General features: G+C 50.0%; 23 protein-coding genes. 4 read left to right on the top strand and 19 right to left on the bottom strand.

The features are described 5' to 3' along the window. Nucleotides 1-32 precede the first annotated feature (32 nt). The 7 genes from MKY59_RS13480 to MKY59_RS13450 form a co-directional block, all read right to left on the bottom strand. Nucleotides 33-887, bottom strand: coding sequence for a PRD domain-containing protein (locus MKY59_RS13480; RefSeq protein WP_236417051.1), 855 nt, complete (start codon nt 885-887; stop codon nt 33-35). A gap of 305 nt (nt 888-1,192) precedes the next feature. Then, nucleotides 1,193-2,233, bottom strand: a complete 1,041-nt coding sequence (locus MKY59_RS13475) for an NADH:flavin oxidoreductase (protein ID WP_339278001.1) — start codon at nt 2,231-2,233, stop codon at nt 1,193-1,195. Nucleotides 2,234-2,288: 55 nt separating this feature from the next. Then, nucleotides 2,289-3,311 carry an NADH:flavin oxidoreductase/NADH oxidase gene (locus MKY59_RS13470; protein ID WP_339278000.1) on the bottom strand — a complete coding sequence of 341 codons (1,023 nt, stop codon included), beginning with the start codon at nt 3,309-3,311 and terminating at the stop codon, nt 2,289-2,291. 138 nt (nt 3,312-3,449) lie between these two features. Next, the gene (locus MKY59_RS13465; protein WP_339277999.1) at nt 3,450-3,875 is read right to left on the bottom strand and encodes a MarR family transcriptional regulator; all 426 of its coding nucleotides are present in this window, start codon (nt 3,873-3,875) and stop codon (nt 3,450-3,452) included. A 16-nt stretch (nt 3,876-3,891) separates the two neighbouring features. Beyond that, the gene (locus MKY59_RS13460) at nt 3,892-4,269 is read right to left on the bottom strand and encodes a rhodanese-like domain-containing protein (protein WP_339277998.1); all 378 of its coding nucleotides are present in this window, start codon (nt 4,267-4,269) and stop codon (nt 3,892-3,894) included. Between the two features lie 267 nt (nt 4,270-4,536). Next, entirely contained in the window at nt 4,537-5,679 is a 1,143-nt protein-coding gene (locus MKY59_RS13455; RefSeq protein ID WP_339277997.1) for a GerAB/ArcD/ProY family transporter, read from the bottom strand. Nucleotides 5,680-5,808: 129 nt separating this feature from the next. Next, entirely contained in the window at nt 5,809-6,909 is a 1,101-nt protein-coding gene (locus tag MKY59_RS13450; protein ID WP_339277996.1) for a GerAB/ArcD/ProY family transporter, read from the bottom strand. A 186-nt stretch (nt 6,910-7,095) separates the two neighbouring features. Between MKY59_RS13450 and MKY59_RS13445 the strand changes: the two genes are divergently transcribed. Continuing rightward, nucleotides 7,096-8,379, top strand: a complete 1,284-nt coding sequence (locus tag MKY59_RS13445) for a stalk domain-containing protein (RefSeq protein WP_339277995.1) — start codon at nt 7,096-7,098, stop codon at nt 8,377-8,379. Nucleotides 8,380-8,537: 158 nt separating this feature from the next. Here MKY59_RS13445 and MKY59_RS13440 read toward each other — a convergent pair whose 3' ends face one another. The 9 genes from MKY59_RS13440 to MKY59_RS13400 form a co-directional block, all read right to left on the bottom strand. Beyond that, the gene (locus MKY59_RS13440) at nt 8,538-8,675 is read right to left on the bottom strand and encodes a paeninodin family lasso peptide (RefSeq protein WP_236416965.1); all 138 of its coding nucleotides are present in this window, start codon (nt 8,673-8,675) and stop codon (nt 8,538-8,540) included. A 676-nt stretch (nt 8,676-9,351) separates the two neighbouring features. Beyond that, the gene (locus MKY59_RS13435; RefSeq protein ID WP_339277994.1) at nt 9,352-10,014 is read right to left on the bottom strand and encodes a hypothetical protein; all 663 of its coding nucleotides are present in this window, start codon (nt 10,012-10,014) and stop codon (nt 9,352-9,354) included. A 272-nt stretch (nt 10,015-10,286) separates the two neighbouring features. Further along, nucleotides 10,287-10,718 (bottom strand): MarR family transcriptional regulator, encoded by a 432-nt coding sequence (locus MKY59_RS13430; RefSeq protein ID WP_236416962.1) that lies wholly within the window; start codon nt 10,716-10,718, stop codon nt 10,287-10,289. Nucleotides 10,719-10,952: 234 nt separating this feature from the next. Then, complete coding sequence (locus MKY59_RS13425) at nt 10,953-11,837, bottom strand: carbohydrate ABC transporter permease (RefSeq protein ID WP_236416961.1); 885 nt, start codon at nt 11,835-11,837, stop codon at nt 10,953-10,955. A 22-nt stretch (nt 11,838-11,859) separates the two neighbouring features. Then, nucleotides 11,860-12,750, bottom strand: a complete 891-nt coding sequence (locus MKY59_RS13420) for an ABC transporter permease subunit (protein ID WP_236416960.1) — start codon at nt 12,748-12,750, stop codon at nt 11,860-11,862. A 97-nt stretch (nt 12,751-12,847) separates the two neighbouring features. After that, nucleotides 12,848-14,542, bottom strand: coding sequence for an extracellular solute-binding protein (locus MKY59_RS13415; protein WP_339277993.1), 1,695 nt, complete (start codon nt 14,540-14,542; stop codon nt 12,848-12,850). A gap of 162 nt (nt 14,543-14,704) precedes the next feature. Then, nucleotides 14,705-15,844: a response regulator gene (locus MKY59_RS13410; RefSeq protein ID WP_339277992.1), complete on the bottom strand. Its 1,140-nt coding sequence runs from the start codon at nt 15,842-15,844 to the stop codon at nt 14,705-14,707. Next, entirely contained in the window at nt 15,841-17,601 is a 1,761-nt protein-coding gene (locus tag MKY59_RS13405) for a sensor histidine kinase (RefSeq protein ID WP_339277991.1), read from the bottom strand. Before MKY59_RS13405 ends, MKY59_RS13410 begins: the two co-directional genes overlap by 4 nt. A 163-nt stretch (nt 17,602-17,764) precedes the next feature. Further along, on the bottom strand, nt 17,765-19,708 hold the full coding sequence (locus MKY59_RS13400; protein ID WP_339277990.1) for a beta-L-arabinofuranosidase domain-containing protein: 1,944 nt from the start codon (nt 19,706-19,708) through the stop codon (nt 17,765-17,767). Nucleotides 19,709-19,849: 141 nt separating this feature from the next. Between MKY59_RS13400 and MKY59_RS13395 the strand changes: the two genes are divergently transcribed. After that, nucleotides 19,850-20,695, top strand: a complete 846-nt coding sequence (locus MKY59_RS13395; protein WP_236416950.1) for an AraC family transcriptional regulator — start codon at nt 19,850-19,852, stop codon at nt 20,693-20,695. 76 nt (nt 20,696-20,771) lie between these two features. On the opposite strand, the gene MKY59_RS13390 is transcribed toward MKY59_RS13395, so the two are convergent. After that, complete coding sequence (locus tag MKY59_RS13390; protein ID WP_339277989.1) at nt 20,772-21,188, bottom strand: MerR family transcriptional regulator; 417 nt, start codon at nt 21,186-21,188, stop codon at nt 20,772-20,774. Between the two features lie 167 nt (nt 21,189-21,355). Between MKY59_RS13390 and MKY59_RS13385 the strand changes: the two genes are divergently transcribed. Further along, nucleotides 21,356-21,703: a carboxymuconolactone decarboxylase family protein gene (locus MKY59_RS13385; protein ID WP_236416945.1), complete on the top strand. Its 348-nt coding sequence runs from the start codon at nt 21,356-21,358 to the stop codon at nt 21,701-21,703. A 73-nt stretch (nt 21,704-21,776) separates the two neighbouring features. Further along, nucleotides 21,777-22,817, top strand: a complete 1,041-nt coding sequence (locus MKY59_RS13380; protein ID WP_339277988.1) for an NAD(P)-dependent alcohol dehydrogenase — start codon at nt 21,777-21,779, stop codon at nt 22,815-22,817. A 138-nt stretch (nt 22,818-22,955) separates the two neighbouring features. Here MKY59_RS13380 and MKY59_RS13375 read toward each other — a convergent pair whose 3' ends face one another. Together MKY59_RS13375 and MKY59_RS13370 are read right to left on the bottom strand one after the other, a co-directional pair. Next, entirely contained in the window at nt 22,956-23,783 is an 828-nt protein-coding gene (locus MKY59_RS13375) for a serine/threonine protein kinase (RefSeq protein ID WP_339277987.1), read from the bottom strand. A gap of 262 nt (nt 23,784-24,045) precedes the next feature. Beyond that, nucleotides 24,046-25,437 carry an MFS transporter gene (locus MKY59_RS13370; RefSeq protein ID WP_339277986.1) on the bottom strand — a complete coding sequence of 464 codons (1,392 nt, stop codon included), beginning with the start codon at nt 25,435-25,437 and terminating at the stop codon, nt 24,046-24,048. Between the last annotated feature and the right edge of the window lie 13 nt (nt 25,438-25,450).

Below are 25,450 nucleotides of genomic sequence, written 5' to 3'. Positions count from 1 at the left end.
TTACCAGTTACACCCCTCAGCCGGATGGTTTGTTATTCGGTTGTTTCCAGATGATTGCGTTCCGTGACCCGATGAATATGAATGGTCAAATATACGTATTCATCCTTGCTTAATGATTGCTGATACGTTTTTTCCAGAAAGTCATTGATTTTGCGCGTGCATTCAAAGGCATTGGCATACGTCTTCTTCACTTGGTTATACAAAAAGTCTTCGCCTGTCTGCTGTACTTCATTTCGAAGAACACGCATCGAGAAATACTGCAAGTGTCTTAAAAATCTGGAATAATTTACGGAAGACTCGTCCATAATCGTGTTGTAATGATAGGTCACGATGTTCAGAATGGAATGAACCATTTCCGTCATTTTCATCGTCAGCTTCATTTCACTGCTGTCCATGCGCGCATTCACGATATGTAGTGCGATAAATCCTGCTTCATCCTCGCCAAGCTTCACCCCCAGGGAGTTCTCGATGTATTGGAGCGACTCCAGGCCAATCTCGAATTCTTTCTTGTAAAAGCTTTTGATTTCGAACAGCATCGCATTTTTCAGCTGCACGCCATTCTCGTGTCGCTGGATCGCAAAATGGATGTGGTCGGTCAGGGTCAAATAAATATTGTCGCTCAGCGTGGTGCCTAACACTTCATTGGCACGGGTAACGATCTCATTGACCACTTCCAGATGAGTAACGGGAATGTCATTCAAGAGCTCCATCAACTTGGCTGTGAATTCATTTTCGTTCAGCACAAAAATTTTATCGATTTTTTCATCCTCAACCCGGTCTCCGGCAGCCTTGTTAAAAGAAATGCCTCTTCCCATAACGATGACTTCTTTGCCTTTATGGTTTTTGGTTAACAATACATTGTTATTTAGCACCTTCTCAACAAACATCATCTCGGTTACACCTCCCCACAGGAACAGTATCAACAAAAAATGCCTAAATTAATTACAATACCATGCGCTGATGGTACTCTAATCAATTTAGGCATTGCCCGCCTTACCGGTCACAATCCTGTTATGTAAACTCAGTATACCATAAGTATAAGCGTTTGCAACCCCTTTTTTACGAAGCCTTGCTTCCGCTTCCAGCTGCCGGCGTCGACGATGAATAATCCCTGCTCCATGCCTGCCACGCGTGATCCCGGGGATACCACGAAAGCTGGCGTTGGCCAGCTTTCGTCCCTGCCTGATATGGATTAAGATAAAGTTTGCAGTGCTTCGGGGGTGAATGGAATCCATTCCTCCGTGCGGCCGTCCCGGATTTTGCTGACCCAAGCCGGGTCGACCAGAAGCGCTCTGCCGATCGCTACCAAATCGAACTCTCCGTTGGCGAGCTTCTGCGCCAAACCTTCGATGCCTGCGTTGCCTGCACCCTGTCCACGGGTGAACAGTGCCATGAAGTCGTCGTCGAGGCCTACAGAACCGACAGTGATGGTTGGCTTGCCCGTTATTTTTTTCACCCAACCGGCAAAATTCAAATCAGAACCTTCGAATTCAGGCTCCCAGAAGCGCCGAGTCGAGCAGTGGAAAAGGTCTACGCCCGCTTCAAGCAGCGGTGCCAAGAAATGCTCCAGCTCCTCCGGCGTTTTTGCCAGTTTGGCTGTATAATCCGAGCTCTTCCATTGCGAAATGCGCAGGATGATCGGGAAATCCGGACCTACCGCCTTCCGGCATGCACGAACCACTTCTTCCGCAAAACGAGTGCGCGCAAGCATGCTTCCGCCGTAACGGTCTGTGCGCTGATTCGTTTTCTCCCAGAAAAACTGGTCGATCAGGTACCCATGCGCGCCGTGGATTTCAATGCCGTCAAAACCGATGCGTTTGGCCTCGGCAGCAGCTTGGGCAAATGCCGACACGATGCCCGCAATGTCCGATTCGGAATAATCATTGACTTGGCCTTTTACGCCCATGTGCCAAATCTGCGGCATGATTTTGCCGCCGGCCGCATGCACTTCGGACACCACGTGGGCCCAGCCTTTGAGAGCCTCTTCTCCATAGAAATGGGGAACGTTTTGCTGGTCGGATGCATCTGCATGATCCACCACCGTGCCTTCCGTCACGATCAGACCGACGCCATTCTCGGCTCTGCGGCGGTAATAGCCTGCAACGTCCGGGCCGGGAACCCCGTTCGGCGACATGCCGCGGGTCATCGGCGCCATGACGGTGCGATTGGGCAGGACCAGATTTCCTAAAGTAATAGGCTCAAAAAGAGATTGCACGGAATTGGAATAAAGCATGTTAACCCTCCTCGGATATTTTGGAATGTTTGGTTAGTTTATTCGCAACGATCGTTTAGAATCCTGCCGAGTATTGCTTCGGAATCGAAGTTTCTTTTCTCAGATTCGATGCCGCTTCAAGTGCCCAATGCGGGTTTCTCAGCAGCCCTCTGCCTACGGCTACCAGGTCTGCGTCTTCATTGCCGATCACCGCATTGGCGAGCTTTGCGTCATCCAATCTGCCGACGGCGATGACGGGAACATCGAGCGCTTGCTTGATGTCACGGGCGAGCGGCACCTGATAGCCCGCATGCGTGCCGGGTCTGCCAAAAGCCGCAATCGGGCCTTCGCCGCCGGAGGAAACGTCAAACATGTCGATGCCGGCTTCCTGGTAAGCTTTGGCAAAAGCGATGCTTTCCTCGATGCCATATCCGCCTTCAACGTACTCTTTGGCGGAAATCCGCATGATCAGCGGCATGTCTTCAGGCATTTCGCCTTTAACAGCCTGAATGACTTCGCGGCCGAACAGGGTAAGGTCCTGACCGTACTCGTCGTCGCGTTTGTTGGTCAGCGGAGAATGGAATTGATGAATCAGGTAGCCGTGGGCACCGTGGATTTCAATGGCATCGAATCCGGCTTTCATTGCTCTGGCCGCCGCACTGCGGAATTTTTCGACCATGTCCTTTACTTCGGCCGTCGTCAGTGCGCGCGGTTGTTTGTAATTTTCGTCAAACGCGATTGCAGACGGCGCCACGGGTACCTCGGCATCTTCGGCTTTGCGTCCCGCATGGGCAATCTGAATGCCGACTTTGGCGCCGTAACTGTGGCAAGCATCCACGATTCGTTTCAACGCCGGGATCTGATCGTCCGACCACAGCCCAAGATCGAAATCGGAAATGCGGCCATCGGGTTCCACATCGGTCATTTCAATAATAATGAACCCGGTACCGCCCACAGCACGGCTTACATAGTGCAAATAGTGCCAATCCGTAGCAATGCCATCTTTGTTTTCAACAGAATATTGGCACATGGGAGGCATCACGATCCGGTTTTTCAAATCCAACCCTTTCAATGTATACGAACTAAATAGATCTTTCATCGTAAATCTCCTCTCACATCTCTGTTATCTATATAAAACATGCATGTACACGCATGTGAATGGGGATGAGACATTTCTTCTCATTCATTCCGTACCAGGAAGGAACACGCTTTACGATCCACTATCTCCTTCTTCGCCTCAACCGAGCTCGGCAACCAACGATTCCATTACCGTTTTCAACCCCTTGTTCAGCAGCTTTTCCTGCAATACTTCGTCAAACGTTTCAAGCGCGCCGCGCAGTTTCATTTCGCCCCGTTCGGTTATGCCGGTGTAGATCCCTCTGCGGTCATTCTCGCACATATGTCTTTCCAACGCACCGCAGGTTTCGGCCTCCATCCGTGCTACAAGCCGGGATGTTGCGCTTTGGCTCAAACCGATCTTCTCTTGCAGCTGTTGCAAGCGGAGCTCTTTATCATCGGTTTGCGAAATAAAATACAGCACATAAAATTCTTTTAAAGACAAACCGTATTTCTGTTGAAGCACCTGTTCCAGTTGTTCATTGATCTCGGATTGGATATGCGTCAATGAAAACCAGGTGTCCAAACGTTCGTCTGTTGTTCTCAATGCGTACACATCCATTCTATTTTGGCGTTGACACAACCGGCTTACGATCCATTTCTACAACGTACAAGGATTGAAACCCCTTTTTGCGCAAGATCCGCGCGGCCTTTTTGGCCCTGTACATTTCGTTGGACAAAATAAAAATGCGTTCTTCTCTCAACAGGTGTTTATGCCATACATACGGAAGGCGGCCCAATGAAATATTGATGGAATCCGGAGTCGGTTGGTGTTCATACTCAGAAGCGTCCCGGATATCGACAATTTTGAAATGGTGCAAGCTCTCCTTCTGATTGATCAAGCTCCGATAATGGATTGGCGTAAGATATGGGGCAGGCCATAATCGGTGAATAAGAACAACCAATCCGGTCAACACGGAGATCATCATGAACCAAAACATTTCCCTCACATCCTCGCTTCCGATGTACACGTTTGTGGCGCACCTCCATCGATTACAAAAAGCATGCGCATGCATTCAATTTAAAGGATCTGTTTTCTGCTGTCAAGCGAAAATTCATGCTGCCCAACACGAAATGCTTATAGGGGTAATTTGAAGCCGTTGATGGTTACTCCAGTCAACCGGCTTCACTTCTCACTCTCGGCGCAGTCCCTCATTCATTTCGACTTATGAACGTACTCCGAATTAAGACCAAGCGCTCTTTTATGCTCATGGAGTCTCTCCTTCTGTTTGAACATTCCCTGCACCTGCCTTGTCCCCCTTCCCCCTTTTTTTGCGAATCAGGCTTACCGACAACAGTAATACCGGAACAATCCCGAACAAAACCAGAAAGACGTTGTCCAGCTTGTTTCCTAATTCAATGGTTTCTTCCACATTTTCAGGAATCATCGCAACAAGATAAACGAAGGGGAACAACGTATAGATAATGCCCTTAACATGTTGGATTCGGAATACCACGCTCACTCCAATCGAAGCAGAATAGTGGGAAATCGCGAACACGGCATAAATTTGTATGATCCAAATGATGAGCAAAAAAGATTCGAAGCGCTCAAAAACGAGCCCCTCAATCTCAAAACTGCGGATCAGATCCAGTGTGGGCCAGGTCCGGTTCCACATGCCGTCAAGGGAAAGACTGCCGATAACCATCACCACGGTGATCAGATAAAACGCCGTCGTTATTCCGGTGCTCCATAAAACGGCCTTGCGTCCTTCGTTCGGCTTTTTCATGTTTGCTGCCAAAATGAACAACACCTCAAATCCGATAAAAGACAGCAAGCCGGGCTTGACTCCCTTCACGACAGGCAAAATGCCCTCTCCAAGCAATGGTCTTAAATAATTCAGATGGAACAGCTGAATGCTGAGCAGGACCTCTAGCACAAACAGCACCAGCGTAATCGGCAGAATAATCCCCAGCACACGTACGATGACCTTTAACCCACCCAGCAGCATGTACATCCCGATCCACATAAAGATCATGATAATGGCCCATAGCGGCGTACCCTCGAGCAAATACATGCCCGTCACCTCTGCCATGATTCTTATCTCATAAGCAGCCCTTACGAGAAAATATACGATCATGCAGAACCCGATCGGGATCGCGATCCATTTGCCCGTAATCTCCGGCATGAATTCGAACAGTGTTTTCCCCGGATATTTCCTGCACAGTCCAACCATAATGTACCCCATGCCCACAACGACGGCTCCTGACACTATGATGGAAATCCAAACATCCGGAGTTCCGCCGGCCAGGGCCGTTGAACGGGGAACCATAAAAATGGCCGCGCCGAGCATGGCATTGATCATGACCACAATCGTATCCGTTGTGCTGATTTGCGATGGGGATGGATTCACTTCCTTCACCTCCGGGGATGTTTTTTCAATTCAATGTTGCTTATGATCCAATGAGGCTGCATTCGATTTCTTGGTTGTAATCGCTCTTTCTCGAACCGGGTCAACATTTTTTCTGCATTGCGAGAGTTTCTATAACCTGCCTGCCGCCCCTTTTCTCGCAAAGCTGAGGATCAGGAGCATCAAGGGCATCAATCCGAACAAAAATATGGATATATCACCCAGTTTGTCTCCCAAAGACAAGGTTTCATCCAAATTCCGTGGCAAATAGGATAGCACGTACAGAACCGGAAGCAGCGCATACTGTATAACCTGCACGTTTTTGAGCCGAAATAATTCCCGCAATCCGATCGACGCAAAATAGTGCTTAAAAACATATGTGGCAAAAATTTGCGTCAACCAAAAAACGAGGAAAAAGGACTCGAAACGTTCGAAAAAAAATCCTCTGATTTCAAAGCTTCTAACCATGTCTAATGTCGGCCACGTTCTTGTGTGAACCCCCTCCAAAGACAAATTGCCAATGACCATCACAATCGTAACCAGATATATGAGAGTCGTCACCAGTACGCTGTAAATGACCGCTCGGCTTCCTGCTTTGGCGTTGGCCATAAAAGCCGTTGTTATTAATACTACCTCATAACCCGAATAGGACAGAAATGAAGGTTTGATGCCTTTCAACACAGGCATGAACCCTTCGCCCAGCATCGGCCGCAGGTTGTTGAGATCAAATAACCGCCCGCTCAAAAGGAATACCAGCAGAAACAGCGCCAGCGTGATCGGCAGCATGATTTCGAAAACCCGTATCATCACCTTCAGTCCGCCATTCATCATATATATTCCGATCCACATGATTACCATGATGGAAACCCAGCTTGGGGTGCCTTTTAGCAGGTACATGCTTGTAATTTCCGCCATAACCCTGATTTCAAACGAACACAACACAACAAAATAGGAAACGATTAACATCCCCAAGACATATGCTCCCCATTGCCCCGTAAGTTGCGGAAGGAATTCAAACACCGTTTTTCCAGGAAACCGCCGGCACAATGCCACCATCATTAGGCCGATCGCTGTAACTAACAGCCCTGACATCAGCACGGAGATCCATACATCCGGGGTCCCTACCGCCTTGCTGATGGTACGGGGAAGCGTCAAAATGCCCGCACCGAGCACACTGTTTAAAACGACGATAACGGCCTCGGATGTGTTCAATTTGGTGCCTGCTTCACGCATAAATAGGTATCACTCCACTCAGGAGATTTTGACCACAGTATCTCCAACACCCACCATTTTATGTAAACGAATCTTCTTTACCTACCCTTTGAAAATTGGAACTCTATGAAAATTTTGCTATACTATACCATGCTAGATTCGTAGTTATGAATACGATCTTCGTACATGCATTGGAGGTAATCAGTTATGTTCGCACATCGTGTCGGAAGAAACGCCCTTGCTGCGATTGTTGCATTATCCCTGTTCGGGGCTGCTCCGGGTGTCAGCCATGTACAGGCAGTTCCCGGCATTTCGGTCTTGCTTGATGACGTTGGCCTGCAATTCGATGCCGCTCCCCGGATCGAGAAAGGCGTTACGTATGTTCCGTTCCGCACGGTGGGCCAAGCTTTAGGCATCGAAATTGCCTGGAACGGCAAAACCCAAACCGTTCAGGCTGCAGGCAGCGTAAAAGGTGAAACCGTTGAAGTTCTGCTTCACGTTGGCAGTACGACAGCCACGGTGAACGGTAAACAGGTTAAACTGGCAGCTGCTCCAATCCAGAGAGAAGGACGCGTGCTGATTCCGCTTAGTTCATTCAGCGCCCAATTCGGCGTTGGCGTAAGTTGGAACCAATCGTCACGTACCGTTTCTCTCGTATCTCCGCAAAAGGAAATGCACCTTAGAGCTTTCTATGCCGTGCAGTCCTTCCAGGAAAGGGATTTGGTGTCCTCCATGAATTCGGTCGCCTACGGCTGGAGCCGCATCGACCGCGATGGCCAATTCACGCTGGAGGGCGATGAATACCGCATGCCTGCCGCTGCCGGAGAAGTAACGCCGCAGTCCCTTGTTCAAGATGCAGCCAATCAGGGGGTTCGCCCGTATCTGATGGTTTATGCGTTGGATGGCAGCGGGGAGTTAACCCGGATGCTGAGCGATAGCAGCATGCGTCAAAAATCGATCGATGGAATTGCTGCTGCCGTCATGGAGAACGGATTTGGAGGAATCGTGCTGGATTTCGAAGGCCTCGGCTTCAAACTGGATGCCGTTGAACAGCAAAAGTTGTTTAACCAATACGTCAAAGAGTTGAAGAATGCCGTTGCTTCCGACATCTCCCTGTCGATCGCCGTGCCTCCCTTGAACGGGGCTTACAAAGGCTACGACTACAAAACGCTCGCTTCGGTTGCCGACGATCTGATCATCATGGCGTATCAGTATAATCCCGTCGGCACCAAAGCGCAGGTACCCGAGCCGAACTCCCTTGTGGAGCAAGCGATCAAACTTGCGCTGGAAGCTGGCGTACCTAAACAGAAGCTGCTGCTAGGCATCAGTCTGGGCAGCGAGAAACCTGATTCCGTCGATGACAAGCTGGGGCTTGCCAAGCGATACGACCTAAAAGGGGCAGCATTCTGGCGACTCGGCTTGTTCCGCGCGTATAACAGCGGAATGGAAAGTGCCGTCCATGCATCGGCCATCAAAGAAACGGAATCATAATCTGCAGTGGAACCAATCTGCTCCCTATGGAGAGGTTGGTTCTTTTTTTCGCCAACCAATGAAAAAAAGTCGCCCATGGGCGACCTTGAGAGAGAGATTATGTTCATAAGTACAGCTCAGCACGGAATACCTGAACCCATATGGCTTGTGGAAAAGGATTAGGACAGTGGATCATAAATGTCCGCATCATGTTCCGTAACCCAGTCGATTTGTCTGTAGCCTGCACCAGCCAACGTTTGAGCAACGTCCAGTACTTCCAATACGGGAGCTTGCCACATTTCTTTTTTCGCTTCCATCTTAGCACCTCCTTCTTTGAAAGATTCAATGCTCATGATGCAACCTTGGCAATACATTATGTATCGCAAAGATATTATAAGATACATTTCGTATCCAGTAAACATTTAATTCCATTTTCCACCCCCGGCAATCTACTCATTTCTACATGCCAGGGACAATAGCACTTAACAATCCAAGGAGATCCCCATATATTGCATTATCAACAAGTTAGGGGGGATTCACAGTGAAGAAAAAATATTATTCTCATCATCATCACCATCACGGCCATAAGCCGAAATGCTTTGTCAAAAAAATCACCAAAACCGTCGTTACTAAAGTCAAATTTGTTCCGATCGCAAAGAAAAAGCACTCTCACGTGAAGATTGAAATCGTTCCTTGTAAAAAAAGAAGATACTACTAATTTCATCTAGCTTGGTATGCAGGATGCCCCATTATGTGGGGCATCCTGTATACGATTTTGAAGAACTACACCTTAACGGATGTACATAAAGCCCTGCCATGATTCCACTGGAAATGCCTGTTACGACCGTCTGATAGTCTACCAATGTGCCAAAAATAGTTATGGAGCTATTCACAAGGCCAAACAAAGGCGGCGGCATGGTTCTTATCCCCTTCCGAAGGATAAGGGCTTTTTTGTGCACACTAAAAAAGTCGCATGTTCTGCGACTTCATCGTTTAACCGTTCAATGTTCTTTGCGGCTGAAAAGGCTGCGAATGCCGCATTCTGAATTGTTCAAACACGCATTGAATGTCAGCCTCGCTCAGGCCATGTCTTTTGAAGTAATACATGATCGTTTCCAAATCGGTAGGATCGCCCGCATGGATTCTCTCCACTTTGTTCATAAAAGCTTGTACGGTTTGCGACTGTATACTGCCCATCGGTTCGCACAACCAAAAGTCAACGCGCTTTACTTCTCCGGTGGCCGTCCAGCGCAGCTGCTCATACTGGATCACTTCCCAATCATGATACCCGGCCTGAATTTGCTCATACTCCGTCTGCAGCATATCGTACAGCAAATGCTGCGGCACACTCCCATGCACACTGTAATAATCTTTTAAATTAAGACCATGCACGCGCTCCGTGAGCACGAACTTGCCTGGGGCATAAGCATACATTTTAGGGACATGGCGAAGATTCTGCATGGATAACATGGCATCACATTCCATCTCTCCGTCTAACTTCCCTCGAGCGGTATATACTTTCAGACTGTAATTTTCCAATTCGTACAGCGCTGAGCGGTCCCCCATCAATGAAGCCTGCATGTTCAAGTGACCGTTGCTTTCGTAATGTTCCAGCAATTGCACGATGTTGGCCGAAAGCGGATTTACAACCTTCATAAGAACTCACCTCGAATCTGTTCCAAATATAAAACGTTTTCTTAAATAGCTCAAGTTTTTATTTTAAGGGGTACAACCCGAATGAACATATCCAATTTCACCCGAACATGAACGATCTGCTCGAAATTTGTGCATTCCATTTCAAACTACAATTTGATCATATCGGCTGGAACGCGTTTCATGTCAATGGTGATTTTGGAGTGTGTTTAAACAAAGAGCCATTCACCCCCGGGATCCCGGAAAGGAGATTGGCTCTTTGTCGTGACGTTCGCTTACAGTTTTTGAATCAGCGACTGGATCTGCTGTTTGAGATCTCCTTGCTGCAGAGAGGTTTCCAGCATCTCGTTAAACGTAACAAGCGCTTTGCGGAATTTCTCTTGCCCCAGACCGGTAATGCACGTGTAGATCCCTCTGCGGTCATCCTCGCAAATATGCCGGTTCAAGGCACCGCAGTTCTCAGCTTCCATCCGGCCGACAAGCCGGGATATGGCACTCTGGCTCAAGCCAACCAGGTCCTGCAGCTGCTGCAGCCTTAATTTTTTCTCATCGGTCTGCATCAAAAAATAAAGCACGAAAAATTCTTTCAACGACAAACCGTATTCAGCTTCTAATACACGCTCCAGCTCATCATTGATGTTCGTTTGAATATTCGTAAGGGAAATCCACGTATTTAAAAGTTCGTTCGAGTTATTCGCTGCGTTCATTCAATCACCTGATCTATTCAGTAATATAAAACGAAACCCATTCGCCCATCCTGCATCCATTATGCGAATAACTAATTTTATCAAGCTTCCTCCATTTGGTCAAAATGTAAGCCAAAAAAGCCTTCATGAACAAGGAACGGATCGGTCCATCTTCATGAAGGCTTTTTCGATTTGCATAAAATGCACCGACCAGGGGCCCATGCCATATCCGCCCGAATTCATATGAATGAAGCGCTACTCCTTTACTGACCCAAGCGTAATGCCATGGATGAAAAAACGCTGCAGGAACGGATACACAATAAGCACGGGAAGCATGGCAATGAATATTTTTGCGGCATTCAGCGTTTGATTGGATAACTCGTTCATCCGCTTGTATTGGTCTTCCGTCATGTTGGACGCGTCGATGACGACGACGAATTGCTGGATTAACGTTTGCAGCGGATAATGATCCTGTCCGGAAGTCAGCACCAGCCCGTGAAAGAACTCGTTCCAATGATACACGATGGTGAACAACGTGACTGTAGCCAGTACCGGCACGGCCAGCGGAACATAAATGGTGATCAACATGCGCCACGGTCCGGCCCCGTCCACAAGTGCAGCCTCGTCCAGTTCCTTGGGCAGATTCCGAAAATAGTTCACGATCAGAATAACGTTAAATACCGGCACTCCCCCGCCTAGAACAAGCGCCCAAATGGTATCATACAGCCCAATCGCTTTCACGGTCATGTACCAGGGAATCAAGCCGCCGTTGAACAGCAGCGTGAACACGAGAATCCACATGAATACGTTGCGCATCCGGAATTCGCGCGGGCTCCTGGAGAGCGGATAAGCCATCATCGTTGTTACAACAAACGTGATGGCTGCCCCAAGCACCACCCGCTGAATGGAAATCCAGAAGGAATTGAAAAAGGAACGGTCTCCGATAATTTGCTGGTATGAATTGAAATTGAAACCAACGGGCCACAGCCATACTTTCCCGGCAGCAGCCGCCGATTTCTCGCTTAAAGATACCGCCAGCGTGTACCAGAGGGGCAATATACACAGGAATGCGATCAACAGCAGCACGACCAGCAGCGTGACATCGAACACCCGGGATCGCAGCGTCGTTTCTCTTATCATCTCGCTCGACTCCTTCTCCTTATCAGAATATGCGGTAATTGGCGAACTTCGAAGCCAGCAGATACGAGACGATGATGAGCACAAAGCTGACTACCGATTTTAGCAGGCCAACCGCGGTTGCGAGTCCGTACTGCATGTTCAGCAACCCTTCGCGGTATACCCATGTATCGATAATATCGCCCGTCGAGTACAGCAGCGGATTGTACAGATTGAAAATTTGATCAAAGCCTGCATTCAGCACGTTTCCCAAACTTAACACCGCCAAGAGTACAATCGTCGTGCGCAATCCAGGCAAAGTCACATGCCAGATTCTGCGCATCCGGCTGGCTCCGTCCATCGAAGCTGCTTCGTACAAGGCTGGACTGATGCCGGTCAGCGCGGCCAGGTAGATGATCGTGTTGAAACCGAATTCCTTCCATACGTCACTACCCACGACAATAAATGGGAATAAGTCTGCTCGGGCAAAGAATAACACCGGTTCAAATCCAAGGATGCTCAGCAGTCCGTTGACAGGACCCGTGTACGAAAACACGTCGAGCAATATGCCGGACAGAATGACCCAGGACAAAAAGTGAGGAAGATACACGATCGTTTGCACCCAGCGTTTGACCACCAAGAGACGCAGTTCATTGAGCATGATCGCAAAAATCAACGGCACGATCAGATTGCCGGCAATTTTCATGACGGCTATATACACCGTATTGAAGAAAATGGTCTTGGTATCGTTCAGGCTGAACATATATTCGAAGTTCTCCAGCCCGATCCAGGTCGATTTCCAGATGCCTTGACCCGGGTTGAAGTCCTGAAAAGCAATGGCAATCCCGAACATCGGTATGATGCTGATGAACAGCAGCCACACCATTCCGGGCAGCAACATGACGTAATAATGTTTGATGAAACTTCGGTTCCGCATCCGGTGTTCCTCCTCCGCAATCTCCATCACGTTCTACTCAAGAAGAAGCGCCGGATGAACCCGGCGCCCTGGACAGCTGCCCCCTTAAAATGACGTACTACTTCACGTACTCTTTGACTTCCTCGGTGATTTTGTCCCCGCCCTGCTTCTTCCAGTCGCTGACGAACGTATCGAACGTATCGAGAGGGGCCGCTCCCATAATGATCTTCAGGAAAGTTTCGTCCTCCAGCTTCTTCAGGTTGGACCAGCGGCTCTCCATCGTGCGGGTCTGGGAATACAGCAGGCTATATACCTTGTTGTAGTCCTGCTGCAAGGACGATGATCCGACCAACAGGGAATAGATGCGGCTCCATACGCCAAGGTCTGCCTGAGGGTCCCAATACTGGATGTCCATATTGTCATACGGCTCTTTCTTCACCTTTTTGACATTCTGGATATCTGCCGCAAGCAGTTTGTAACCCGGATCGGTAAAGTCTTCGGGTTTCTTCGTACCGGCGAGTACCTCTTGCAACGCTTTCGCCGAATATTCGCTCTCATCCATGTAAGACATCGGAACACGCAGCGGGTAGTGCCCCACTGGCACGGAGATATCGAACGTCGACTCGTCGCGAATGAGCAGGTTCAGCATTTTGATGACAGCTTCGGGATGCTCGTATCCTTTGCGAACGACGACGAATACGGTAGAAGGAGCGCCCATGTGGGCGTTGAATTGCCCGTCGGCATCCAGCGGCAACAAGTAGGCCTGCCAGTTGGCATTCGGATCGTTTTTGATGGCATCGGGCAGAGGTCCATACCCCATCCACCACGGCGCGAAAAAGATACCCGCATTACCGTTGACCACAGGCTCGGACGCGCTTTTGCGAATGCCGAGTTCCTTGTCGATTAACCCGTCAGCGTACATATCGCGCAGTTTGGCGAGCGCTTCCTTCGTTTCCGGCAAAATGGAACCATAGACCGGGTTGCCCGCATCGTCTTTTAACCAGTAACCGGGATACGCCTTGTAGGCCCCGAAAATCGGATCAAGTCCATACGTGTTGTTCGTCGACTCCAGGAAATTGGCGTATAACCGCCCGCCGTTCTGCTGTCCGGCAACTCCGATCGTATCATGCTTACCGTTGCCGTCCGGATCCTGTTCCACGAATGCTTTCGCGACCAGCTCCAGTTCCTCCATCGTTTTGGGCGGCTCAAGCCCCAGCTTGTCGAGCCAGTCCTTGCGGATCCACATTTGGTGAACGCCGTCGGAGTGTACTTGTATACTAGGAATGGCATACATTTTTCCGTCAAATGTGACCGCCTCGGCCGATACGCCGTTCGTTTTTTCCATATAACTCTTCATGGCCGGCGAAGCGAATCGATTAAATGCATCTGTCAGGTCTTCCAGCTGCCCCGCCTTCACCATCGCCCGCAGCTGAGTATCCTTGACCACGAGCGCGTCGGGCAAATCGTTGCTTGAAATCGCCAGGTTCACTTTCTGCTCGTAGTTCGTGCCGGTGGCCGCCTGCCAGGTGACCTTCGTATCAATGTTCAGGTTATCCTTCACATAACGCGAATACTGGTTATTCTCCGGGGTATCCCCGGCAGGCAAGCTTTTGTCCGTTGGATCGACCTCTTTGCCATACGTCAGGGTAATCGTCTGATCATACTTGCCGAACGGATCTGCCGGCCCTTCTTCCGTAACGCCTGGCGTGGTACTGTTCCCCGCCGCTTCGTTCTCCTGGCTGCCCGCGCTGCTGCAGGCGCTCGTGAATGCGAGCAGCAGCATCATCGCCACCATGACCATTTTTTTGCCCAAATGGATGCTCCCCCTTTATTGGAATGTCATTCGCGTCCAGCACCAACAATATAACACGAGCCTGAAACATCGATAGATAGAGAACCGAACGAGAAACAGGAGGTGAAACGTCCGATTTTGTTAACGCTTACAATTCATTTATCCCACCCAAGCTCCATCCGTCTACCCTCGTCTTGGCGCATTCCGGTATTCGCTCGGCAGCATACCCACCTGCTCACGGAAGATCCGGCTGAAGTACTTCTCGTCGGCATAACCCGTATGCTCCGCAATCCAGACAATCGGTTTGGCGGTTTGAGTCAAGTAATCCCGTGCTTTATCGATCCGGATTTTGCGCAGATATTCATTAAAAGAATAACCGACCATTTCCTTGAAGCATTGATTGAAATAACTGCGGCTGAGATTGACGCGCTTCGAGACATCGCTGGCGAACAAAGGCTTGTGTAACTCGTCATGTATGATTTTGACGGCAGTCAAGATGCTGCTGCTTACCTCTTTGCGGAGATACTGGCCCCCCGATAAACCAAGTGCTGCTGCGCGAAATTCCGCCATCCATTCCACCACGTCTTGCCAGGAGGCAAAATGAACGGGCGTGATCATTTCTGTTTGTACAATGCTTTTGAATATGCGGTTCCAGTCTACCGTGACGCCGTAAAGCAACTGCATCAACCGGGGCACGGGCAATTGCATAAGCCTCAATTCTTGCAGCATTTCATTCATATATCGCTCATCATGAACCCAGCGAAACGAGTGCAGCTTGTCCTTTATGCCTCCATCCTCCGCCTCAACCAAAGTTGCTCCGGTCTGCTCCCGTTCGCCATTCGATTCGTTCAGTGATTGTGCACCGCCTCTTTCAAGCTCTCCGTAAAACAGTGCATCCTTACCGGATTCCGATGCAATATCGTCGTTGGAGCGTTTACGCCTGTCAGCCTGAATACGGTCATGAATGCGTCCAAGCACTTCTTCGAACCGTTCCTTCTCCAACTGCACTTTGGCAATGTAATCAATGGCGCCCAAACGCAGCGCTTCCTGAATGTATTCGAAATCCTGATGCAGCGTCAGAACCGCAATTGGCAAATCCGGGTATTGCTTGCGCGCGGCACGGATTAACTCGATCCCTGACATGACGGGCATGGCCAGATCGGTAATCAACAAATCCACGCGGTTCTCCGATAAAAATTCAAGTGCCTTCTCCCCGTTCCCTGCTTCGCCAACCACCTTCATTTCAAAAGCATCCCAAGGCATCGCGAGCATGAGCCCTTTGCGCACCAATTGATCGTCATCGACGATCAGCACGTTGATCATGATGGTTCCTCCCCTTTGCATTGAATCGGCAGCCCAATGACGATCCGGGTTCCCTTCCCCGGCTCACTGGTGACGATCAGGCTGGCATGGCCTTCATAATAAGACTCCAGCATACGTTTGACATAATTCATGCCGATGCCCATGCCAACCCGATGTCGTTCGGCCTGCTCCTGTTCCAGCAGTACTTTGATCTTTTCTTCGGAAATGCCTCTGCCGTTGTCCCTAATCGAGATTTCAAGCCAGCCGTTGTGCCTGCTTACTTCCACTTCGATCCTTCCCTTGTCATCCAGCCCATGGTACAGCGAATTTTCAACGAGCGGCTGCAAAATGAACCTCGGTACCGATACGTTAAGCAGTTCGTCATCGATGTGTATGCAAACATCAAATTGAAAATTATAGCGAATCTGCTGCAAGATCAAATACTGCCTGAGCGAATCGATCTCCTCCCGGATGGTAGAGCTCTGGCCGCCTTTGCGCAAATTGTAATAGAGCAGCTTGTTCAGCGAAGTGACGAGTCGGTCAATCTCCTCTTGACCATTCATGACAGCCAGCCAATGGGCAGTATCCAGCGTATTCATCAGGAAATGCGGATTGATCTGGTACAGCAGCTTCTCGATTTCCAGATCCGCCCTGCGCTTCTCTTTGAGTTCGACCTCGGAATACAATCTTGCAATGTGGGACTTCATCCGCCCGAACTGTGTCAGCAGCATTTCAAATTCCGGTATGCGCGAGTTGGCGTCCACCACGTTGAAGTTGCTGTTCAGCATCTGCTTCATCTCCCGGTGGAATTGGGACAATGGCCGATATACCATTTTCCACAACAACCAGCCGATGGCCAAGCTGACTGCTGCAAACAGCACGGTTAACAGGACCATCTGCATCACCCAGCGGTTTTTCTCCTGGTCGTAATCCGCTTTGGAGATAAGGGAAACCACGCTCCATCCCTGGTTGCTGAATTGCCTGTACCAATAATAGCCCGAAGTGATCCCTGAAGCTGCCGCAGTAAGCGAAGGATTGTCCGAAGCCGGAAACGCCGCGTTTTCGGGAAATACATCCCTTAACTCGCTGTACGAGACACGTCCATGATTATCCAAAATAAGATGAGCTGTGTTTTTGCTGACATCGTCCAGGTCAAGAATGCTTTGCGTCAGGTTAAACCCGCTTTCAATGTATACATAGGCATCGCCCCGTTCGGGCAAATCCACCTTTCGCAGCGCGGAAAGAACATATTGATCGTTAAATCGGTCATTGCTGATATGAGGCCCAAAATACGTGATTCCGTAATATTCGGCCATAATTGGCAGCTGATCCGGATCAAATGAATCCTTTACCCCCATCGTTTCAAAGAGAACGTTCCCGTCTTCGCGAAAATAGTACATGCTTAACCCGATATTGGGATTGGTGAACGCAATCAGGTTCAGCTGGTATTTGATCTGGTCGGTTAAATAACTGCGGTCATAGGGTTGATCTGCAATCATAAGCTGCTCCAGCTGTTTGCCGATGCTTCCTTCGAAGGCGAGCTGCTGGGAAACATGGTTCAGGTTGCTGAGCGTGTTTTCCAAAGAAAGGGTCACCTGTTTCAGATTGCTCTGGATGCCGGATTGCAATTTGGTCGTAAGAATGGAATTGATCGTATTGTAGGATAGGTAGCAGGATAAGAGGAAGGGGATGAGGGCCACGGCGGCAAAAAGCAGAAGAATCCGATTTTTTAGCGTAATTCGTTCGATACGGGACTTTTGTACATGTTCTCTATCCATGCATTCAACTCCGCTTCCGCGTTTCAACATGCAGGGCATGACGGAAGGCCCCCGGTAGTACAGAGGGACCTTCTGTCCTGCAAGTCTTGAAACCGCACGTTATGGTCGGGCAACAGTACAACGCCTTGAAACCGGGGCTTGCGCTGATACCTCCATCTCTGCATCAATGGCGCAGCCAGACGCTCATTTCACCAGGTTCACGGTTCCCCCATAAGTAATAAGGAATTGCCGTAAAGCGTACCGGCGTGCGGGGTTTGCGAATCGGCTGGTACGGCTGGTCCTCCGGCCATGCGGATGCGTCTGCGGTGAATCCGTCACCCTCTACCACAACACATCCGCCGAGCAGATGCGGGGCTTCGCGCTCGGTCAAGTTGGCTGCCTCGGCAATGGACAACGAGGCAAGCGGCGCTCCGTTATCCGCTTCTTCCACGCAGTATACGAGCGGTCCGCGCTGAATGGCAGCTTTACCGGCGTCAGCCCGAATTTGCGGATGAGCTTCGATCAACTGCGTTTCCATCGGCAGCAGCCACTCCAGCGCATCTCCTTCTGACCAGAGACGGCGGATATGAGCATAACCGTTGTTCACCATATATGCCTGCACTTCGCCATTTACTCGCAGAACAGGCTGCCCGCTCTGGAACCAGTTCGGAATCCGCAGCGCCAGCGTAAAGTCCGTGCCGTCTGCGCTTCCTGGAGCAAGCGAGACGTTGAAGTCAACTTTGCCGTTCCATGGGAGCTCGGAATGCTGACGAAGCGTGACTTCCCTGCCTTCGGCCGACGTAAATTGCACCGTGCTGCCAATGTACAAATGAACGTGAACCGCGTTCTCCTCCGCAGACACATCATAAATATAATCGTTCAGCGAGCTGAGCAAACGAGCCACGTTCGGCGGGCAGCAGGAGCAGCCGAACCATTTTTGGCGGACCGGTTTCACATGATGCTTGTCCGGATTGCGTTTGCTGGCCTCCGGCCATACCTCAAGCGGGTTGACGTAGAAAAAATGTTTGCCGTCCTTGGACATGCTGCCAAGCACGTTGTTGTACAGCGCACGTTCCATCACGTCCGCATATTCGCTTTTCGCTTCCAGGCGAAGCATCCGGCGCGCCCAGAAAATCAGTCCGATGGATGCGCAAGTCTCCGCGTACACCGCGTCATTGGGCAGATCATAATCGAAGGTGAACGCCTCGCCCAGATGCGTCGCACCGACGCCGCCCGTAATGTACATCTGTTTACGGGTGGTATTGGCCCACAGCCGTTCGCATGCCGCTCGCAAACTGTCATCCCTCGTTAAACGAGCCAAATCGGCCATGGCCGTATACATATAAACGGCACGCACAGAGTGTCCGACCGCAGCCGTTTGCTCGCGCACCGGCAGGTGCGATTGGTACATCTCCAGATGGGGCGAACCTTGCGACCAGAGCCCCGTTCTGCCGCGCCGTTCCCATTCCTGGACGAAATAACTCGGGCTGCTGCCCCGCTCATCGATGAAATATTGACTCAATTTCAAATAACGCTGCTCTCCGGTCGCATGGTACAGCTTGACCAGTGCCAGTTCGATCTCCTGGTGTCCGCAATACGCTCGCATCTGATTCTCCCCTGTGCCGAAAAGCGTATCGATCAAGTCGGCGAAACGGCATGCAATGTCAAGCAGCTTCCTTTTGCCCGTCGCTTCGGCGTAAGCCACTGCGGCTTCGATCAGATGTCCCGCGCAGTACAGCTCATGGGCCTCGTACAGGTTGGTCCACTCTTTGCCCGGCTCCTTGATCGTAAAATAAGTATTGATGTACCCATTATCGCGCTGCGCCTGACCGATCAGATCAATGGCTTCGTCCGCGATGTTCTCCAAATCAGGATCAGGATGGCTCCGCAGCGAATAAGCAACCGCTTCCAACCATTTATATAAGTCGCTGTCCTGAAACACCCATCCCCCGAATTCGCCCTGTTCCAGACCGGCAGCGATTCGGAAGTTTCGGATGGCGTAGCTCGGCTCCGCCCCTTCAATGCGGTCATTCAGCGCTTCCCATTGATATGGAATGACCGTTTGACGTACCAGCGCGGAATAGCCCTCCCAAAATTGGTCCCGGATGTGAACCTGTGTTGTCTGCATCAAACGTACCTCCTATATAAATTGACTCTTTACGAACTCCATTATATGCTTGGTATTACTCACTTAATAGCAATGGAATGAACCAATTTCTATAAAATATAACACAGGCAAAGGGGTGTGAACGTTCTGGACGAAAACACCATGATTGAGCTTCGGATGCCCCCGCTCCCCTATTATTTGGGATCAGGCCGGACAGAGTACACCATCGGGGATCAACATCCCCACCGCAGTCATATTGGAGCGTATGATTTATTGATTATTGTCCGTGGAGAGATGTACATCGGCGAGAATGGATCGCAATGGACGCTCACGGAGGGAGACATGCTCCTGCTGCTGCCAGATGCAGAACACTATCCTGTCAGGCCCTGTGAGCGGGATACCGTTTTTTATTGGGTTCACTTTGAGCATGCACCCAAACGGGATGCATTTCCGGCAGAGCAAACGGAGAGCAGTCCATCCCCCTATTCAACCAGGCCATTCATTAACCCTTACACGCTGCGGCTGCCGAAATACATGCATTTGCCTGACCCGCGGACGGTGTTGGGGATGGTGGAGCAATTGCTGGCCCAACCGCCCTCCCTCTCCTTTTGGCAGGAGCAGCAGCTGCTTGGCGAATTGCTCGGCTTGCTCGAAGAAGGGAGCTTTGGTCGAACGGATTCGGTGGCTTCCCGACTGGCGGAACGGACTGCGGCATACCTTCAGGCCCATTATCGCGAGAAAATCACCAATGAAGCGATCGCGTCGGCCCTGCATTTTCATCCGAACTATATCGTACGCTGCATGAAAGCGAGATACGGCTGCACGCCGTCGGACTATCTGCAGCAGTATCGGCTGGAACGGGCCAAACGTCTCCTGGTCACGACCGACTGGTCCATTGACCGGGTCGCCGAGGAAGTCGGGTTTCGTTACTCCCCCTATTTCTCCTCCTGTTTCAAACGTGAATTCGGACTTTCACCGCTGCAATTCCGCAAACAATATTTGAAATGAAAAAAAAGCGAAATCATCCCGTACCCTTTACGGTGTGATTCGCTCTTCTTTGATGTTCAAGCGGTAATGCAGATATTCAATTGCCCGTTCTTGTTTCCTTGGATTCGGCGATTCGATCTGTATCGAGTTCTGCTTCGCAAGCGGACAATATTCCATCATAATCTTCGATTTTCAGATCCAGTCTGCGAATGGTCTCCTCGATTTCCCGCTGCTTGGCTGCCAGTTTCGTGCGTTCGTCGATAAGGATTTTTTTGCGATCCTCAAGGGTATGGTCCCCTTTCATGAACAATGAGGTATATTCGATCAGCGCTTCGATGGTCAACCCTGCGCTCCGCATGCATTTGATGAATTCCACCCACTTGATATCCTCTTCCGTATAATCGCGGACCCCGTTCTCTTTCCGACGTACCGGCGGAATCAACCCGACCTGCTCGTAATATCGAAGCGTTGCCGACGTCAAATCGAATTGCTCTGCCACTTTCGTTATATTCATTGATTCACCCCATTAATCTTCATCGTTTTAACTTATCACTTAAAGTTAACTTGAAGTCAAGAGATATGCATCCAACTAAAAAAAATTAAATCCCCTCTTGCCTTCAAGTGGACTTGAAGGTCTATACTGCATCTTGCGCCTGAAAAAACGATAGGAGGCTGATCGATATGGCGGAAAAGCAAACAGCCGGACGGGATCTGCTGGGCGGCTTCGCACCCAAATTCGCCGAACTGAACGACGACGTCCTGTTTGGTCAAGTATGGTCCAGGGAACAAGAACTCTCCCCTCGCGACCGCAGCATGATTACGATTGCTGCATTGATTGCCGGAGGCAGCTTCGAACAATTGACGCCTCATCTTCATAGAGCAAAGACAAACGGCGTGACGAAAGAGGAAATCAGTGAAATCATCACGCATCTTTCCTTCTATGTCGGCTGGCCGAAAGCCTGGTCTTCGTTCAACATTGCCCAGGAAATTTTTAACACGGAGCAAGAGAACGCGGATCGCAATGCCTAATGAGCATCTGCAGCAACACTCTCTATTTTTTAAAATTCTCACTAAAAATAAATACACAAAGGAGTTTTGAATCATGTGCCAAACCAAAGTATTGAGCGCACCAAGCGCAAAAGCCAAATTCGAAAGAACGACGATCGAGCGCAGAGACCTGCGTCCGCAAGATATTCTGATCGATATCAAATACAGCGGCATCTGCCATTCGGACATCCATAGCGCCTACGACGAATGGGGCGGCGGCATCTTCCCGATGGTCCCTGGCCACGAAATTGCCGGTATCGTCGAAGCTGTAGGATCGGAAGTATCCAAGTTCAAAGTCGGCGACCGCGTTGGCGTTGGCTGCTTCGTGGATTCTTGCGGTGAGTGCGAATACTGCTTGAATGGAGACGAGCAATACTGCACCAAAGGCGTGGTACAAACCTATAACAACCTGGATTATGACGGAAACCCGACATACGGCGGTTACAGCCAAAAAATCGTCGTCAAAGAAGGATTTGTCGTTCGCATTCCGGACAGCCTCGGCCTCGATGTGGCAAGTCCCTTGTTGTGCGCAGGCATCACGACCTATTCCCCATTGAAACATTGGAATGCAGGCCCTGGCAAAAAAGTAGCCATCGTCGGCATGGGCGGATTGGGCCACATGGCGATCCAATACGCGCACGCGCTTGGGGCCGAGGTTACTGTGCTGAGCCGCTCCATGGACAAGAAAGACGAAGCACTCCGCTTTGGCGCAGACCACTATTATGCTACCGGCGATGCGGAAACGTTCAAGACGCTCGCGGGCCGCTTTGACCTGATCCTGAACACCGTATCGGCCAACCTCAATGTGGATGCTTATCTGTCACTGCTGCGCATCGACGGCACGATGGTTAATGTGGGTGCGCCGGCCGAGCCGAATCAATTCAGCGTATTTTCGCTGATTATGGGCAGACGCAGCATTGCCGGTTCCCTCGTCGGCGGCATCGCCGAAACCCAGGAAATGCTTGATTTTTCCGCAGAACATGGCGTCGTGCCGCAGATCGAAGTCATTTCCGCCGATCAGGTAGACGAAGCGTACGGACGCGTGCTGCGCAGCGATGTTCGTTATCGCTTCGTCATTGACGTCGCTACGCTGTAAGTCGTATAGCTAAAATGGAAGGGCGGCCTGTTAACAGGTCCGCCCTTTTGATTATGCTCATGGTTGCGTGCATCCGTATATTTTGATTAATCCCATGAAATTTCCGCAACGATGATTAACCGATTCCCCTCATCCGGCTTATCGGGCTAAAGCTTCCGTCCAAGCCGAATGAAACTCGTTAATGCTTGAGTACCGCTCTGCCTTTTCCGCCTGCACGGCCTTCAAGGCAATAGGGTACAATTCATCCCCTGCTCTCCACGCTTCCCGCGAACGATCCGTTCCGCCGCCGAACAGCTGGAAAGCGGCAGCACCCATCAGATACACATTTGATCTTTCGTCAATCACGGCCCCTTGTTGAAACTCTTCCGGCGACATGTAACGGCTTGACCCCCATATCCGCCCCATCGTGTTTATGATCGGTTTGTTTTTGCTATAGAACTCGATGTCGCACAGCATCATTTGCTTTCGCTCGAAATCGTACAAGATGCAACCGTCATAAAAATCGATGGCGATGTACCCTCGTGAGTGAACATGGATATGGAATAACACAATTTCATGAAAGATGTTTAATTTTTCTGTCAGCGGCAACGTTTCAAACCGTGCATGTGACGCATACTGCCTACCCATACAATCGCCCTCAAACCAATCGAACACGGTAATATATCCTCCGTTAACTTCCTTATGCCCGATCAACTGGATTAGCGCGGGGTGAGACAAGTCTTCGTAAATGGAAATCGTGCCTTTCATGCGACTCACGGCTTCATCCGGGCTTGTATTGGACCGCACGGTCGACGCTCCCGCTAGTTTTACAAACCGTTTCCGTTCTGCACTCTGAACTCCGAAACACAAATTGCCCGAATCCTGCTGGTCATAAACTTTAAACACGCGTCCATAGTCCGACAGAAACTCAAAATCGAAGTCTTCATGCAAATCAAACGAAACGCCATCGATCGTTTTGGTGATCATTGCCCACGCTCCCATCGGAATTCAGAATCACTATTTACACAGAGCCACTACGTGGTCAGAACCATCTTCCGATCGCTGTTATCCCCAGATTTTTCTTATCCCTTTCTCAAGGGGAAATCCGGTGATAGCTTATGCTTCCGATGCAGCTTTCCTTCAGAAAGCTTTTAGGCGACCGCTTCGCTTCTTCAGATTCTTTCTGCCCTCTCCGTTCTCGTTAATTATATCGTTCAATTTATATATGCTGGCACAGATATTATAGTTTTCATGAAAACGTCTTGTCCACTACGGCTGATTCGGACTTTTTCAGGTTAATGATAACCAGAGACACGGCAATGACGGCAAGAACCAGACCAAGCACACGAAATCCCGAGGCGCTGAACTGTTTACCCATAATAACGCCTGTTAACAATGACGAGCCGATCGTACCCAAATATCGCGACGTATTGAACAGTCCGGATGCGACGCCGATCATTTCATGGGGTGAACTATGGAACAGCGCTGCCTGTATTCCCACTCCGTTCAAGCCATTGGCGATCCCGAATGCAGCCAAAGCCACGATCACCCCGAAAACGGACGAGTACGCATTCAAACTCACCATCCATATGGAACCAAACACCATAAGTGCGCTGGAAGCCAGCAATGCTGGCCGGGCTCCCGCACGATCCACCCAACGGCCTGCAAACGGCGATGCCACAAGCGAGCATAGTCCCAGCGTCAGCATGATCAAACCCGTATTAAATTCTTCAACGGCCCGAACCATCTGCAAGTACGAAGGCACGCCGAAAAACAGCGCATAGTATAACACATTGATCAGGATGTATTGTACGTTGACCCAAGCCATGCCCGGATACCGGACAAACGCCCGCAAAGGAATAAATGGTTTATCTATAGCCAGTTCGCGCCTAATGAACAAAACGAATGCGATTAACCCGACAACCCCGGTGATTACCGGCCACAAGGACCATTTTCCGACAGAGCTCCAGGAGAGCAAGCTTACCAAAGTGCCGATCAACGCCAAGGAGAACAGCAATATGCCGTAGAAGTCGATGAACTGCAACCATTCGCGAAAAGATCTTGCTCTCGCTCCGGACTGTCGCGTGTTTTCAGCCGGAATGAACCTCCACGATAACAGGAACCCTGCCACCACGAACGGAACGTTGACGAGAAAAATGGCTGGCCAGTCCTGCCAATGGATGAGCATTCCCCCGACAAAAGGTCCGATCGCAGCCGCGCCGGATAAAAAAATGGACAATACCGACAAGGCCGCCCCTTGTTTGGTCGTCACATGCACGCGAACGAGTGCCATGCCAACGGCAATCATCATGCTTGTGCCAATGGACTGTATGATCCGGAAAACGATTAACCAGCCAAAGGTTGGGGACAACGGCGCCAGCAAGGAGGAGATAAAAGCCACGGCAAGGCCGGTCAAAAATATTTTTTTGCGCCCGAATAGGTCACTGGCTTTGCCCATAATGGGTTGGGCGATTGCGCTTGCAACATAAAACGAAAACACGATCCACGATACCGTCGCAAAATCCAGCGCATACACTTCTTTCAGCCTGGCCACGGCCACGGAGATCATGGATGAATTCAAGGGGTTCAATAAAATGCCGAGCCCTACCGAAATGATTAACCATCTGCGATTTACATTCATTGTGGTACCCTCC

Origin of the sequence: Paenibacillus sp. FSL W8-0426, from assembly GCF_037969725.1 — a bacterium.
GTDB classification, from domain to species: Bacteria; Bacillota; Bacilli; order Paenibacillales; family Paenibacillaceae; genus Paenibacillus; species Paenibacillus hubeiensis.
This window is presented reverse-complemented; position numbering and strand designations above follow the sequence as displayed.

Bases quoted from the DNA above. Each gene is read 5' to 3' on its own strand.
- MKY59_RS13475 (WP_339278001.1), bottom strand. From the start codon at position 2,233: ATGCTTTATTCCAATTCCGTGCAATCTCTTTTTGAGCCTATTACTTTA.
- MKY59_RS13385 (WP_236416945.1), top strand. From the start codon at position 21,356: ATGGCGGAAAAGCAAACAGCCGGACGGGATCTGCTGGGCGGCTTCGCA.
- MKY59_RS13480 (WP_236417051.1), bottom strand. From the start codon at position 887: ATGTTTGTTGAGAAGGTGCTAAATAACAATGTATTGTTAACCAAAAAC.
- MKY59_RS13425 (WP_236416961.1), bottom strand. From the start codon at position 11,837: ATGATAAGAGAAACGACGCTGCGATCCCGGGTGTTCGATGTCACGCTG.
- MKY59_RS13420 (WP_236416960.1), bottom strand. From the start codon at position 12,750: ATGCGGAACCGAAGTTTCATCAAACATTATTACGTCATGTTGCTGCCC.
- MKY59_RS13450 (WP_339277996.1), bottom strand. From the start codon at position 6,909: ATGCGTGAAGCAGGCACCAAATTGAACACATCCGAGGCCGTTATCGTC.
- MKY59_RS13460 (WP_339277998.1), bottom strand. From the start codon at position 4,269: ATGTTTTGGTTCATGATGATCTCCGTGTTGACCGGATTGGTTGTTCTT.
- MKY59_RS13380 (WP_339277988.1), top strand. From the start codon at position 21,777: ATGTGCCAAACCAAAGTATTGAGCGCACCAAGCGCAAAAGCCAAATTC.
- MKY59_RS13445 (WP_339277995.1), top strand. From the start codon at position 7,096: ATGTTCGCACATCGTGTCGGAAGAAACGCCCTTGCTGCGATTGTTGCA.
- MKY59_RS13410 (WP_339277992.1), bottom strand. From the start codon at position 15,844: ATGATCAACGTGCTGATCGTCGATGACGATCAATTGGTGCGCAAAGGG.
- MKY59_RS13395 (WP_236416950.1), top strand. From the start codon at position 19,850: ATGATTGAGCTTCGGATGCCCCCGCTCCCCTATTATTTGGGATCAGGC.
- MKY59_RS13400 (WP_339277990.1), bottom strand. From the start codon at position 19,708: ATGCAGACAACACAGGTTCACATCCGGGACCAATTTTGGGAGGGCTAT.
- MKY59_RS13375 (WP_339277987.1), bottom strand. From the start codon at position 23,783: ATGATCACCAAAACGATCGATGGCGTTTCGTTTGATTTGCATGAAGAC.
- MKY59_RS13390 (WP_339277989.1), bottom strand. From the start codon at position 21,188: ATGAATATAACGAAAGTGGCAGAGCAATTCGATTTGACGTCGGCAACG.
- MKY59_RS13435 (WP_339277994.1), bottom strand. From the start codon at position 10,014: ATGAAGGTTGTAAATCCGCTTTCGGCCAACATCGTGCAATTGCTGGAA.
- MKY59_RS13405 (WP_339277991.1), bottom strand. From the start codon at position 17,601: ATGGATAGAGAACATGTACAAAAGTCCCGTATCGAACGAATTACGCTA.
- MKY59_RS13430 (WP_236416962.1), bottom strand. From the start codon at position 10,718: ATGAACGCAGCGAATAACTCGAACGAACTTTTAAATACGTGGATTTCC.
- MKY59_RS13440 (WP_236416965.1), bottom strand. From the start codon at position 8,675: ATGGAAGCGAAAAAAGAAATGTGGCAAGCTCCCGTATTGGAAGTACTG.
- MKY59_RS13470 (WP_339278000.1), bottom strand. From the start codon at position 3,311: ATGAAAGATCTATTTAGTTCGTATACATTGAAAGGGTTGGATTTGAAA.
- MKY59_RS13370 (WP_339277986.1), bottom strand. From the start codon at position 25,437: ATGAATGTAAATCGCAGATGGTTAATCATTTCGGTAGGGCTCGGCATT.